Here is a 13,142-nt window from a genome sequence, read left to right on the forward strand (position 1 = left end):
ACTCGACCTTGGGCTACAGAGCACCGAACGAGTACGAGCGGCTAGCTGCCTAGACACCACTTATTGAGGTGTCCGGAGAAACTTGACCAGGCCACAGGCAAATTGTAACGGCGCTTGGCACACCCAGGATTCCGCAGCCCACCGATGCTAGTGTGCGCGGCCCACAACAATAAAAAACCACCGCACATGGATTCAAAACACGCCGCCACCCTGCTCAAGCGGCTGGCACGCGACGGGCTGCTCAGCTTCATGCATCAGCACAAACAGCGCGTTGCGCTGATCGCCAGCGTGCTGCTGGCCAGCGTAGGCCTGGCAGCACTCTCCCCCCTGGCCATCGCCCGCTTGATCGAGCAATTGGCCGAGCATTACCGCGACGATGGCGCGCTGTGGTACATCGGCGCGTACGTGCTGTTGCGCTTTCTCGGCCAGGCCCTCACCGACGCCCGCTGGGTGCTGATCAACCCCACCCTGTACAACGCCACCTACGCCTTTTGCCATGCCTTGGTCGAGCGTATCGCCGCGCTCCACCGCGGCCACCCTGGGGTAGCCGACAGTGCCAGCCAAGTGGCGGAGCGCGGGGCGATCCTGAGCAAGATGCAGGTCGGGTTGATGGCCGTGCTGCATTCGCTGCTGGTGGTGATCCTACCGGCGCTGTTCGAATGCGTGCTGCTGATGGCACTGGTCTATTGGTTTCTGGGCCCTTTCTTTATCGTTTATTTCTTGATCGGTGCGTGCGTGCTGTTTTTCTCCACGGGTGTGGGCCGGGTGCGCGAGGTGCAGTGCGGGCAGTGCGCCTACGAGGCCGACAATCAAGTACTGGCCTACAGCGGCAGCATCCTGGCCAATGGCAAGTTGGCGCGAGAGATGGCGGCCGAGATTTTTTTCCGCCGGCAGTTGGGCCAGCGCATCGATACAGCGCTAGGCGAATACCAACGGCTGTTTGCGCAAAAATACCGGCGCGCGACCTACCTGACGCTGTGCATCTGCGCCGCCTACGTAGGGGTATTCGGCTGGGCCGGTTGGCTGGTGGAGCACGGTGCGATCGGCGCAGGGCAGATCTTCCTGCTGGTGGTATACCTCGACCGGCTGCTGGCGCCGGTGACTCAGGCATCGGCGGCGTTCAACAACCTCTTGCATGGGTTGATCAGCATCCGCGCCGGATATGGCTTGCTCGATACCCTGGCGGCCAGTGCTCCACCGGTGCTGGCTGCAGGGCCGGTCAGGGAGGTGCGGCTGCAACGCGAGCTGGCGTTCAGCTATGAGGGCAATACCCTGCATCTGGGGCGCGGCACGCGTATCCGGGTGGTGGGGCCTTCAGGCGCGGGTAAAACCACCTGGCTGCGTGGCGTTTACCAGGTTTTGCTGGCGGGCGGGGCGGTACGGCCAGAGCAGGTGCATTACCTGGGCGCCCAAGTAGAGTGGGTACCTGGCACGCTGTTCGAAAACATCGCACTGGGGCACCCGGGGTTATCCGAAGTGCGTGTGCAGCGCGAGCTTGACCTCTGGGCCACGGCGTTCGGTAACCGGGCGCTGATGGCCAGCCAACCTATAGCCGGGTTGTCCGCCGGGGAATTGCAGTGGATGGCGCTGGTGCGCAGCCTGTTGCGCCAGGCGCAGGTGTTGATACTCGATGAAGCCACCCACTCGCTCGATGTGCGCACCGAGCCACAAGTGTGGCGCTACCTGCTGCGACAGTTGCCGACGCAGGCGGTGCTGCTGTTGGTCAGCCACCGCGGGCAGTCCCCTGTGGAAGTGGATGTTGAGTGGGCGGTGTGTGGGTGGGATTGAAATTTGGGCAGGTGCCAACAACCCTACCTCGCTGGAGATCGGATTCTGTAAATGCATTTTTCGAGACGACTAAACGATGGCAATTAGTATTAGGGAAATTTTGACAGGCGCAATTCCCTTGGGTATAGCTAACGCGACCATTGTTCTGATGCCGATGATGGATACGATAATGCTTGCACGGCATGGCATACCAGACTTGGTATCTGGGGGCCTTTCAATGCAAATATATAGCCTGCTATTTATCATGGGCGAAGGTATCGTCCTTGGCTTTGCCCCTATTTACGGTCGCTACTTAGAAGCAAAAGAAACAACTAATGCTGAAGCTACAAAACGTGCAGCCCTAATTTTAATTACGCTCTACAGTGTCATCGTTGCTACCATTCTATTTTTCGGGTCGGAACTGATGGCAGTACTGGAGCAACCTACAGTTCGCGCAGAGCATGCCAAACATTATATGGCACTCTTAGGCCTGAGCTGCTTGCCTAATCTGCTTTTTATCTACCACTGGGAAATCTTAGCCTTCGAGGGTGATGGCCGGCACATAGTGATAGCGGCTGCATTTCAACTAGCCAGTAATGTAGCATTGAACTTTATCTTTATATATGGAAACTCTTTTTTACCGGCTTTAGGGGTAACAGGGGCCGGCATTGGAACGTGCATATCGTCATGGCTGGGCTTGGCATTAATATACGCCTACGCCAACCGTAAGTTCCAGAACCACCCAAACAATGAGTTAAGGAACAGGGCATCACCTCACCAATGCCTGCTCAAAGCAGGAGAGATAATAAAAATAGGCGTTCCCATAGGGCTCACTATAATTAGCACTGTCGGCTTTCTATCGGTATCGGCCTTTACTATGAGCCAATATCCGGAAGAGGCGCTAGCGGCACACCTTGCAATCCTGCAACTCAATGAAGTGGTCGTTGTTTTTGCTCTAGGGTTCAGTGAGTATTGCGCCATACAGGTTTCTGCAAAAGTTCGATTCCAAACCAAAACTCAAATGATCGAATTTTTCAAAAAAACAGTAGGCACTGCTATTTTTTTCATCTGCTTCTTACTAGCTGCCATGTATATATTTCGAGATTTTATTTTTGAAATTTTCTTCTCTAGCCTCAGCAATGAAAACCTCACCATAGTGCGCCACATGGAACGCTTCCTGCGGTTGTCCATTCTATTCTTAATCATTCATACCTACGCGTTAACAATATCTGGGATATTAAGGGGCTGCGAAATTGTAAGACTGCCACTTCTAGTGAATATTTTTGGATTATGGGGAGTTGGATACGTGTCCCAAAACGTCTTGCTTTCACTGAACCCTGGGCAGCCGGAAGGTATCTGGCACGGAATGCAATATGGATTTACTGCCGCAGCAGTAGGCGCATCTCTATTACTACTCAAAGCCTTAACCCGCCCAAAATACCCCTTGGACTTTCATTCATCATGAAAAACCAAATTACACTACTCACTAGATTTTCAATCTTGGCCACTCACCGAAGCTAGTGCGCCCATCCCACAACAATACTCCCCAAGATCGATTTAAAACACGCTATTACCTGCTAAAAATCTGGCACGCGGCGGACTGCTCAGCGTCACTCATCAGCACATGCAGCGCATTGCACTGATCGCCGGAGTGCTGCATTCACTGCAAGAGGTGACTCTGCCGGCACTATTTGAATGGCGGTGCTGATGGCGCGGGTGTACTGATTTCTGGCCCCGTTCTTTAGTGTTTATTTCTGCATCGGGGCGTGCTTTCCCTACCGGAGCAGGCCGGGTGCGCGAGGTGCACTGCGGCCAGAACAGGCGGTATTGCTGTTGGTCAGCCACCGCGGGCAGTCCCCGGTGGAAGTTGATGTTGAGTGGGCGGTGTGTGGACGGGATTGAAATCTGGGCAGGTGCTTTGGGGCCGTCGCCCGGCGCAGCCGTAATGCTGTTCACTTTGTAATCAAAGCGCTGAATCGAGGGCGAAAAGCCTTGGTTTTTTCCAGTTGGTTTTACTGAGCGCATGGCCTGACTGGCCCTTCGCCCGGCACAGCCGGCCTCCCACGGGTTCTGTATTGCTAGGTTAGTCAAGGACTTATACAAATCCTGAACAGCACCCCGGCGATGCCGGGCGAACGGCCAGCCCGCCTCACCAGCGCCGTTTACCTACCCGCTGGCGCCTTGGGGGCGGGGCCGAACAGGTTACTGCCCGCGTGCCCCGCCATCAGGCAGAACACAAAGCCCACGACCGGGACCAGGACCCAGTACCACCGGCGGCCGACATCGTGAACGCGGCGTACGGCCATCGAAACGCCGATGGCCCAGAACGGCACGGCCAACAGCAGGCAGAGGGGGGCCGGGTCGCCCAGCTTGAACAGGGCGAAGATGAAGCCCACCACGAAGTTCACGGCCAGCAACAGCAGCAGGTTATAGAGCACGCCCAGCCAATAGTGCTTGCGCCGCAGGCGCCCACGGAAGTTGAAGATGTCTCGCCACAGTTGCGGGTAAAAGTGGGCGGTAGGCACTGCGCATTCCGCCATCGGTGGCAGGTACGGCGAGGGTTTGCAGCGGCTACAGGGGCGGCCGTTTTCCGCGAGAAGGGTGTTGCAGGTGGAACACAGTTGGGCTGCCATCGGGGGCCTCCTGGTGGTAGGGGGCCAGTAGTTTATGGCACAGATGAGGGTGATTCGGGGCATGGGGGCAACTTCAGCGGTTTCCTACAATTCGTGGCCAGAATTGACGGCACAGAACGCACCCGCCCCCGATCATCCCCCCACCAAAGGCCATTCCCGCACCAACCGGTAGCGCCCCTTCACCGACTCATACAAGCCAAACGCCGTGGCCCTGAGCATGAACTCCGGCGCCACCATCGCCTCTGGCACGCCGCCGCGCACGTCGCGGGCGAGGGTGAGGTGGGGGCGGTATTCGCGGTGGGCGTCGCTGAAGCCCAGCGGCAGCACGGCTTGTTGCACGTCGTAGACCAGCCGCAGGAGGTTTTTCGGCGGCTGTTCGGCGGCCAGCACCAGGGCGCCGACGTTCTGCCAGAGGTCCAAGTGGTCCAGCCCGAGCAACAGCGAGCCGCCGGGGCGGGGCATGTGGTCGATGGCGTGGCAAATGGCGGCGATGTCACGGATCGGTACCGCGCCGAGGAACATCAGGGTGACGTGGAAGTTCTCCGCCGGTACCGGCTTGCCGCTACGCAGGCGCAGGCCGGCGCGCCATTGGCTGATGCTCTTGCGCAGCGCCGGGGTGGCGGCCAGGGCGAAGAACAGGCGTTTGCTCGGTTCGCTGAAAGTTGCGGGGGGCACGGCCATGGCGGTATCGGTTCCGGGTGGGCTCAAGGTTCAGAGTGGCGCTGCGCGGGGGTGTTCCGCCGGCGGGCGTATGCCGCCGGTGTGCACGAACAGCACGCGCTGCTCACGCAGCGGGTGGGCCAGCAGCGCCATCAGCGCCTTGCCGGTGTACAGCGGCTCCACTGGCAACGGGCACTGCGCGACGAAGGCGAGCAGCTCGTCGTCGAAGCGGCCGAAGCCCTGCCGCGCGGCTTCGACCCGTTGCACCTGAGTGCCCGCCACGGCGGCCTCCACGCCATGCCCGGGTGGCACGGCCATGGCGGCGTACACCGGCCGTGCATCGAACGCGGCAATGCCCAAGGCGGTGGTGCCGGTGCCGGCGGCCAGCCACCAGGCATCGAAGTGGGCCCAGCCCAACGCCGGCAGTTGCGCCAACGCTTGCTCCACCAGCACGCGGCAACCGCGCTGGCCGAGCGCCCCGCCACCGCCTTCGGGCACCGGCTCAAAGCCTGGGTAGCGGGCCAGCCACGGCGCCCAGAAGCCCGCTTGATGGCGCTGGCGATAGCCGCCATAACCCAGCCAGTGCAACTGCATGCCAAAGCGTTGCAGGTCGCGCACCGTGGGCGTATCCACCGGCTCACCGCGCAGTAGGCCGACGCTGGCGAAACCAAAGCGCGCCCCGGCGGCGGCCAGGGCGTGCAGGTGATTGGAGTGGGCGCCGCCGAGGCTGATCAAACCCTTGGCACCGGCCGCGGCCGCGTGCTCGAAGTAGCCCTGCAGCTTGTAGGGCTTGTTGCCGCTCAGCAGTGGGTCGACCAAGTCGAGCCGCAGCACCGCGGCATCGGCCAGGCCCGGCAGGCGCAGCGGCTGCAAAGGGGGCATCGGTAGCGCCGCCAGGGCGCGGGTGAAAACAGGCATGGCGCCCTCGTTCAACACTCAGGGCGCCAGTGTAACCCGTTACAGCGTGGCGGCCAGGCGGCTGCCCTGGTTGATCGCGCGCTTGGCGTCGAGCTCGGCGGCCACATCGGCGCCGCCGATCAGGTGCACCGCCTGGCCGGCGGCGAGCAGGCCGTCGTACAGTTCGCGCAGGGGGTCTTGGCCGGCGCAGATCACGATGTTGTCGACCTCCAGCCACTGCGGCGCGCCGCCCTGGATGCTCACCTGCAGGCCGGCATCGCCAATGGCCAGGTACTCCACGCTGTTGAGCATCTGCACGTGTTTGTGCTTCAGGCCCGCGCGGTGAATCCAGCCGGTGGTTTTACCCAGCCCGTCGCCGACCTTGCTGGCCTTGCGCTGCAGCAGGTACACCTGCCGCGCCGGCGCGCTGACCTGGCCGCGCACCCCGGCCACCCCGCCGCGCGCCTCGAGCGCCGGGTCGATGCCCCACTCTTGCCAGAACAGCGCCGGGTTCAGGCTCGGCGCCTCGCCGGCGTGCACCAGGAACTCGCTCACATCAAAGCCGATACCGCCGGCGCCGATCACCGCCACCCGCGCGCCCACCGGCTTGTGGCCGAGGATGACGTCCAGGTAGGTGAGCACCTTGGGGTGCTCGATGCCCGGAATCGCTGGCAGCCGCGGCTGGATGCCGGTGGCCAGCACCACCTCGTCGAAACCGCCGGCCAGCAGCGCCGGCACACTCATGCGTTGCTCCAGGTGCAGCGCCACGCCGGTGGTGGCGAGCTTGCGCTGGAAGTAGCGCAGGGTCTCGAAGAACTCTTCCTTACCCGGGATGCGCTTGGCCACGTTGAACTGCCCGCCGATCGCCGCGGCGCTGTCGAACAGGCTGACCTGATGGCCACGCTCGGCGGCCACCGTGGCCGCGGCCAACCCGGCCGGCCCGGCGCCGACCACGGCGATGCGCTTGGGCGTGGCGGTGGGCAGGTAGTTAAGCTCGGTTTCGTGGCAGGCCCGCGGGTTGACCAAACAGCTGGTGAGCTTGCCAGCGAAGATGTGGTCGAGGCAGGCCTGGTTGCAACCGATGCAGGTGTTGATCTCGTCGGCGCGGCCGGCGGCGGCCTTGGCGATGAACTCCGGGTCGGCCAGAAACGGCCGGGCCATCGACACCATGTCGGCGCAGCCTTCGGCCAGCACCCGCTCGGCCACTTCCGGGGTGTTGATGCGGTTGGTGGTGACCAGCGGCAGGCGCACCGCGCCGCGCAGCTTGGCGGTCACCTGGGCGAAGGCGGCGCGCGGCACCTTGGTGGCGATGGTGGGGATACGCGCCTCGTGCCAGCCAATGCCGGTGTTGATCAAGGTCGCGCCGGCCTGCTCGATGGCCTGGGCCAGTTGCACCACCTCGGGCCAGTCACTGCCGCCCTCGACCAGGTCGAGCATCGACAGCCGGTAAATGATGATGAAGCGCTCGCCCACCGCCGCGCGGATGCGCCGCACGATCTCCACCGGCAGGCGCATGCGCTGGCTGAACGGCCCGCCCCACTCGTCGCTGCGCTGGTTGGTGGCGGCGGCGAGGAACTGGTTGATGAAGTACCCCTCCGAACCCATCACCTCGACGCCGTCGTAGCCGGCCTGCTGGGCCAGGCGCGCGCAGCGGACGAAGTCTTCGATCTGCGCGTCGACCTCCTCGGTGCGCAGCTCCCGCGGCTTGAAGGGGTTGATCGGCGCTTGCAGGGCGCTGGGGGCGATCAGCTTGGGGCTGTAGGCGTAGCGCCCGGTGTGGAGGATCTGCAGGCAGATCTTGCCGCCCTCGGCATGCACCGCGGTGGTGATCACCCGGTGGCGCTCGGCCTCTTCAGGGGTGGTCAGCTTGGCGGCGCCGGCGTAGGTCACGCCTTCTTCGTTGGGGGCGATGCCACCGGTGACGATCAGCCCTACCCCGCCGCGGGCGCGTTCGGCGAAATACGCCGCCATGCGCTCGAAGCCGTGCTCGCGTTCTTCAAGGCCGGTGTGCATCGAGCCCATCAGGCTGCGGTTGCGCAAGGTGGTAAAGCCGAGGTCGAGCGGGGCAAGCAGGTGCGGGTAGGGGCTGGTGGTCATCAGGGCAACTCCGGTTGTTCAGGCAGGGCGTTTTATCGTTAACGCCTGGCCCTGACAGTAAAGCCGCCACGGGGCAGGCTCAATGATCGAAACTGACAAGTCGTTGATCCTGGCGCACAGGGCGACTACCCTGAGCGGCGAATTCCCGCAGGCCGGTGCAATGCGCAAGTTTTTGATTTGTTTCCTACTGTTGCTGTGTGTTGGGCTGGCTGGCGCCTATGGCTATTGGGCGCAGCAACGCAGCGCCAGCCACTACCTGAGCGACCTGCGCATCCAACTGGCGGTGAACCAGGGCAGCCCGAGCGAGCGCGGCAACCTGCTGGGCGTGCAGGCCGAGCTGTTCGCCCCGGATTACCAAGACGTCGCGCGCCTGCGCCTGAAGCTCGCTGCCTACCTGCAACGGGCCCGCGAGCTGGGCTTGATCAACCCGCGCACGGTGGTGGTGCTGCCCGAGCACATCGGCACCTGGTTGTGGCTGCGCGGTGAAAAACGCGAGTTCTACCAGGCCAGCGCACACAGCGAGGCCAGCCATTGGCTGGCCGCCAGCCACCCGCTGGCCTTCGCCTGGGCCTGGCTCGGCGCCGCCGACGACGACCGCTCCGCCGACGCCCGCCTGCGCCTGAAGGCGCGGCACATGGCCCACGAATACCAGCGCTTGTTCGGCGGCCTGGCCGAACAGTTCGGCGTGACCCTGGTGGCCGGCAGCATCGTGCTGCCATCGCCGCGCCTCGAAGACGGCGAGCTGAAAACCAGCAGCGGCCCGCTGTACAACACCACCCTGGTGTTCGCCGCCAACGGCCAGGTGCTCGGCGCGCCGCTGCGCCAGCGCGAGGCGCAGAGCATGCGCGGGGTGGCCGACGCCGAGCCGGCGCCGCCGCCGCAACTGTTCGACACCCCGGCCGGGCGCCTGGGCGTACTGATCGGCCACGACGCCCTCAGCCCCGAGCGCGGCCAGGCCTTGGTGGCCGCTGGCGCGCAGCTGTTGGCCATACCGGCCTTCCTCGACGGGCCCGACACCTGGGCTGCCGAACGCGCGGCCTGGCAAGCCGCCAGCCTGGCCCCGGCGGTGCCCAGCGTAAGCGTGTTCATGCACGGGCGCTTCTGGGACCGGCGCAACTACGGGCAAAGCTTCGTCGGCGCCGCCGGCCAGGCCAACGAAGCCGCCCCCGGCCCAGGCGCGCGCCTGGTCAACCTGTGGCTGTAGCATGAACAGCCCCGCGGTGCGCCTGGGTGACCTGTCGCTAGGCTTCGTGCAACTGCTGGCCGAGGCCCTGGCCGCCGAGGGCCAGCCCGCCGCGCCGCTGCTCGAGGCCTTTGGCTTCGACGCCGCGCGCCTGGCCGAGCCACGGGCGCGGCTGTCGATCCCGCGCTACATGCGCTTGGGCCACGCCGCCATCACCCTCTGCGCAGACCCGGCCCTCGGCCTGCACATGGGCCGCGCCAGCCGCCTGGCCCTGCTCGGCCTGGCCGGCGTCACCGCGGCCCAGGCGCCCACCGTGCGCGAGGCCGCGCGCACCCTGGTGCGCTTCGAGCCGCTATACGCCAGCAACTACCGCGGGCAATCCAGCTTCGACGAAGACCCCCACGGCGCCTGGCTGAGCTTCTACTCCATCAGCCCCTACAACGGCTACAACCGCTTTGTGGTCGACTCGGTGCTCAGCGGCTGGCTGCGCCAGCTCGGCCAACTGGCCGGCACGCCGCTGGCCGCCGAGCAGGTGCAGATCGAATTCCCCGCCCCCGCCTACGCCGCCAGCTACGCAGCGCTGTGCCAGCAGCCGGTGCAATTCGGCGCCCACGCCAACCGCCTGCGCCTGGGCCAGGCGCAACTGGCGCTGCGCAACCCCGAGCACTGCCCGGGCACCTGGCGCCACCTGTTGCAACTGTGCGAAGCCGAACTGGCCCACCTCACCCGCACCCGCAGCCTCAGCGAACGGGTCACCGCCCTGCTCGGCCCACTGCTCGGCGGCGGCCGCGAACCCGACCTGGAACTGGTGGCCGCGCGCTTGAAAATCCCGAGTTGGACACTGCGGCGCAAACTGGCCGAAGAAGGCACGCGCTTTCGCACCCTGCTGGCCGATACCCGGCGCGACCTGGCGCGGGTGTACATCCGCGAGACCGACCTGGCGTTTGGGGAAATTGCGTATTTGCTGGGGTTTGCCTCAGCCGAGGCCTTCGCCCGCGCGTTCAAGCGCTGGAGCGGGGTGACACCGGGGGCGTTTCGGCGGGAGGGGGGCTAGGCGTTGCGCAACGCCTAGAGTTCGGTGGCGTCGTCGGCAGGTTCCGGCAGGTCGCGCTGGTCTTCGCCGAGCTCCAGCAGCTCTTCTTCGTATTCGCTCATGGGGGGTGCCTTTTTGTGAGGTGGGGTTGGATAAGACGGAGGGTAGCGCGGGAAATTTACCGAATGGTGACGGGGGTCAAAGCTCGAGGTAGGACAGGTACAGGCCGCTGGCTAGCATGGGCAGGAAGAAGGCGTTTTGCAGGCACAGCAGAATTTTGAGCCACCACCCGAGCAGTACAGCATGACTGCGAGGATGAAGATGGCCCGGTATTTTCTCTCAACTACCCTTTGCACGGACATAGCGCAGTCGAAACCAGAGCTCCCGCGGCAATGATTGGCCGCCCGAGAGGGTAAATCACTTCACTCCAGCCAGGCGACCAAACCACCACTTGCCACGCCTATTAGCATCAACATGGCCCCCGTAGTCCAAAGCCTGACCATGTGGCATTCTAAATCTTTGGGAAAGGCGTCTAAGTATTCTTTTTCGATAAACCCTTTTTCAACATACCAAGCTTTCTTTTTCAACATACCCACAACAAAACCATAAAAAAGCCACCTTGCCCTGACCCCGCCCGATAAGGCGTCCCTTAGGTGATACTTGAATCTTTCACTGCCCTCAAAGCAGCTATAAATTCGCTTGAAGTTCTTTTGTAAAAACCATAAATTCAACAACAATATAAGCGACGCCAAAACGCAGCAAATAGCCCCGAAAGCAGAAATAGCAATTATCATTCCACAATCACTTCATACATTGACTTAGAAAACCTGCCCGCTACTGCAGAACAAACTTTATCGCCCAGCCAGGCCCCTCCAGCGCCAAGTGCAACTAAGCAGACAATTGTACCACCCCCCCCAGTCGGTATGCCGATCCCTACACACACCGTACCACCGAAAGCCCCTCCCATATACGTACCCAAATAAGCTCCAGCCATCTGCCCTCCCACCAGCTTGCTCGTTTCCACTACTAAAACTTTTTTACATTGACCCTTTCGCCCTACCTCGCAAGCATTTCTTATTGTCAACAACGTACTGGCGGTGGCGATCCCCATCCCCAAATACGCCCCCTTTTTCATAAAAGGAGAATTATTTGCCACTACATCAAGCTTATTTGAGCAGCCTTTAATATAGTCGCAGATACTCCCTCTCCACGATCCACTTTTCAACATACCAAGCTTTCCGCTGAAACATACCAATAACAAAACCGTAGAATAACCACCTAGCTTTAATACCCCCACGCTAGGCGTGCGCCAGATGATACTGGCGCCACTCACTGCCCTCGAAACAGCTATAAATCCTATCGAAATTCTAGCGAAACAGCCAAAAACTTATGAGCAGCACAAACGTTGCAACTACAAAGCACAAGGCACCTAAAACGGCTATAGATACTGTCACTCAGTGACAGCCCCATATAAAGATCCTGCGAGTTACCCTGCCAGGGTTTGGGCAAGTGAGGCGGGCAGTTCGTGGCAGGCGCTGTAATAGCTACCTCAGCCTATTCAGTACCAATGCCCCAAAAGTAATTTTGACATTACCCCTTCAGCCACTTAAGCAACAAAGCTCCAATCATGCCACAACCAAATAGGATGCCGTTTAACCACCAAAGCCTTTTCATGATTAATTCTAAACTAGCAGGGAAGGCGTCAAGATATTGCTTCTCTACATAGCCCTTTCGAACCGACCATGATTTACGCTGCAGGAGCCCAATCACAAAATTATAAAAAGCCCATTTTCCCTTGAAACCTCCATATTTAGAATATCTCAAAAAATACTTTAGCCTTTCACTGCCTTCGAAATACGCATAGATTTCATCAATTTTTTTATTTACGAAAACTATAGTGACTAGTATAGACGCCACTCCACCCACGAAACAGAATGCGCTGAAAAAGGCCAAGAAAATTCTCACTCAACGATTACCTCATACAACGCCTCAGCAGCAAAACCTGCTCCCCAAGATCCAGCTTTATCGGCGAGCCAGGCACCACCTGCACTCAAAGCCACAACGCAAATTATTGAACCAACGCCTCCAGTTGGTACTCCTATGGCTACACAAATTGCCCCTCCTGCGGTCCCACCCAGATAGCTTCCCGCAGCCAAACTCAATCCTTGGCCAGTGACTAGCTTACTAGTTTCCACCACCGAAACCTTCGCACACTGCCCTTCCCTACCTAACGCACATGCATTTCTAATGGTCAAGCCAGTACCAACAGCAGAAAGCCCCATCCCCAGATAGGTGCCCTTACTCATAAGATTTGATGCTCTGGCTACGCGATCAAGCTTGTCAGAGTACCCCTTGATGTACCCTTTATTTTCATAGCTTTTTGTAGAGATCTCTAGTCTATCCTTGATGCTCATATCTTTCTGCAAACCAGTCGCGAAGCGGCCTATGCCCCTCAACTGATTTTCCAATCGGTAAAAATACACATCACGCTTCTTGTAAAATAGTGGCTTGTTACCATCCCCAGTTGGCCCCATGTGCGCATCATGGATTTCCTGAATTGCTTTCATCGTTTTATGCACCGCATCGAGATGCCGACTCCACATATCACCAACAGGGCCTGGATATAATGACGCGTAGCCCAACATTGACTTTATCAAAGCCTCATTCTTGATGAGAAAATCATCAATGGGGGCTTCGTTTTCAGCTAATGCCAGGTGTATCTTCCGAGCAATTTTCAGCTGCTCCTCCAACTCATGCCGGCACCCCCCATCAGGATCTGGCCTGGTCAAGTTTCTCCGGACACCTCAATAAGTGGTGTCTAGGCAGCTAGCCGCTCGTACTCGTTCGGTGCTCTGTAGCCCAAGGTCGAGTG

The 13,142-nt window shown here is 60.7% G+C and carries 12 protein-coding genes; 4 read left to right on the forward strand and 8 right to left on the reverse strand.

The genetic code is table 11. From position 1 onward, the window contains the following. Positions 1-186 precede the first annotated feature (186 nt). Positions 187-1,788 (forward strand): ATP-binding cassette domain-containing protein, encoded by a 1,602-nt coding sequence (locus tag ACFZCE_RS27015; protein WP_390943622.1) that lies wholly within the window; start codon positions 187-189, stop codon positions 1,786-1,788. A gap of 76 nt (positions 1,789-1,864) precedes the next feature. Further along, the gene (locus ACFZCE_RS27020; RefSeq protein WP_390943623.1) at positions 1,865-3,232 is read left to right on the forward strand and encodes an MATE family efflux transporter; all 1,368 of its coding nucleotides are present in this window, start codon (positions 1,865-1,867) and stop codon (positions 3,230-3,232) included. A gap of 697 nt (positions 3,233-3,929) precedes the next feature. Here ACFZCE_RS27020 and ACFZCE_RS27025 read toward each other — a convergent pair. The 4 genes from ACFZCE_RS27025 to ACFZCE_RS27040 form a co-directional block, all read right to left on the reverse strand. Then, the gene (locus ACFZCE_RS27025; RefSeq protein WP_390943624.1) at positions 3,930-4,400 is read right to left on the reverse strand and encodes a DUF805 domain-containing protein; all 471 of its coding nucleotides are present in this window, start codon (positions 4,398-4,400) and stop codon (positions 3,930-3,932) included. Positions 4,401-4,532: 132 nt separating this feature from the next. After that, entirely contained in the window at positions 4,533-5,081 is a 549-nt protein-coding gene (gene thpR, locus ACFZCE_RS27030) for an RNA 2',3'-cyclic phosphodiesterase (protein ID WP_390943625.1), read from the reverse strand. 30 nt (positions 5,082-5,111) lie between these two features. Then, positions 5,112-5,978 (reverse strand): 1-aminocyclopropane-1-carboxylate deaminase, encoded by an 867-nt coding sequence (locus tag ACFZCE_RS27035; RefSeq protein WP_390943626.1) that lies wholly within the window; start codon positions 5,976-5,978, stop codon positions 5,112-5,114. A 39-nt stretch (positions 5,979-6,017) separates the two neighbouring features. After that, the gene (locus ACFZCE_RS27040) at positions 6,018-8,054 is read right to left on the reverse strand and encodes an FAD-dependent oxidoreductase (protein WP_390943627.1); all 2,037 of its coding nucleotides are present in this window, start codon (positions 8,052-8,054) and stop codon (positions 6,018-6,020) included. Between the two features lie 160 nt (positions 8,055-8,214). On the opposite strand from ACFZCE_RS27040, the gene ACFZCE_RS27045 reads away from it, so the two are divergent. Beyond that, positions 8,215-9,258, forward strand: a complete 1,044-nt coding sequence (locus tag ACFZCE_RS27045) for a nitrilase-related carbon-nitrogen hydrolase (protein ID WP_390943633.1) — start codon at positions 8,215-8,217, stop codon at positions 9,256-9,258. A 1-nt stretch (position 9,259) separates the two neighbouring features. Beyond that, positions 9,260-10,291 (forward strand): AraC family transcriptional regulator ligand-binding domain-containing protein, encoded by a 1,032-nt coding sequence (locus ACFZCE_RS27050; RefSeq protein ID WP_390943628.1) that lies wholly within the window; start codon positions 9,260-9,262, stop codon positions 10,289-10,291. Between the two features lie 401 nt (positions 10,292-10,692). On the opposite strand, the gene ACFZCE_RS27055 is transcribed toward ACFZCE_RS27050, so the two are convergent. The 4 genes from ACFZCE_RS27055 to ACFZCE_RS27070 form a co-directional block, all read right to left on the reverse strand. Next, positions 10,693-11,064, reverse strand: coding sequence for a hypothetical protein (locus ACFZCE_RS27055; protein ID WP_390943629.1), 372 nt, complete (start codon positions 11,062-11,064; stop codon positions 10,693-10,695). Beyond that, positions 11,061-11,498 (reverse strand): hypothetical protein, encoded by a 438-nt coding sequence (locus ACFZCE_RS27060; protein ID WP_390943630.1) that lies wholly within the window; start codon positions 11,496-11,498, stop codon positions 11,061-11,063. Before ACFZCE_RS27060 ends, ACFZCE_RS27055 begins: the two co-directional genes overlap by 4 nt. 362 nt (positions 11,499-11,860) lie before the next feature. Further along, complete coding sequence (locus ACFZCE_RS27065) at positions 11,861-12,235, reverse strand: hypothetical protein (RefSeq protein WP_390943631.1); 375 nt, start codon at positions 12,233-12,235, stop codon at positions 11,861-11,863. Continuing rightward, a complete protein-coding gene (locus ACFZCE_RS27070; RefSeq protein WP_390943632.1) occupies positions 12,232-13,020 on the reverse strand; it encodes a hypothetical protein in 789 nt (262 codons plus the stop codon). Before ACFZCE_RS27070 ends, ACFZCE_RS27065 begins: the two co-directional genes overlap by 4 nt. Positions 13,021-13,142 lie beyond the last annotated feature (122 nt).

The organism is Pseudomonas sp. NPDC007930 (genome assembly GCF_042958985.1).
Taxonomy (GTDB): Bacteria; Pseudomonadota; Gammaproteobacteria; order Pseudomonadales; family Pseudomonadaceae; genus Aquipseudomonas.

Coding starts and splice junctions, on each gene's coding strand:
- ACFZCE_RS27060 (WP_390943630.1), bottom strand. CDS start 11,498: ATGTTGAAAAGTGGATCGTGGAGAGGGAGTATCTGCGACTATATTAAA.
- ACFZCE_RS27050 (WP_390943628.1), top strand. CDS start 9,260: ATGAACAGCCCCGCGGTGCGCCTGGGTGACCTGTCGCTAGGCTTCGTG.
- ACFZCE_RS27025 (WP_390943624.1), bottom strand. CDS start 4,400: ATGGCAGCCCAACTGTGTTCCACCTGCAACACCCTTCTCGCGGAAAAC.
- thpR (WP_390943625.1), bottom strand. CDS start 5,081: ATGGCCGTGCCCCCCGCAACTTTCAGCGAACCGAGCAAACGCCTGTTC.
- ACFZCE_RS27015 (WP_390943622.1), top strand. CDS start 187: ATGGATTCAAAACACGCCGCCACCCTGCTCAAGCGGCTGGCACGCGAC.
- ACFZCE_RS27040 (WP_390943627.1), bottom strand. CDS start 8,054: ATGACCACCAGCCCCTACCCGCACCTGCTTGCCCCGCTCGACCTCGGC.
- ACFZCE_RS27045 (WP_390943633.1), top strand. CDS start 8,215: ATGCGCAAGTTTTTGATTTGTTTCCTACTGTTGCTGTGTGTTGGGCTG.
- ACFZCE_RS27035 (WP_390943626.1), bottom strand. CDS start 5,978: ATGCCTGTTTTCACCCGCGCCCTGGCGGCGCTACCGATGCCCCCTTTG.
- ACFZCE_RS27020 (WP_390943623.1), top strand. CDS start 1,865: ATGGCAATTAGTATTAGGGAAATTTTGACAGGCGCAATTCCCTTGGGT.
- ACFZCE_RS27055 (WP_390943629.1), bottom strand. CDS start 11,064: ATGATAATTGCTATTTCTGCTTTCGGGGCTATTTGCTGCGTTTTGGCG.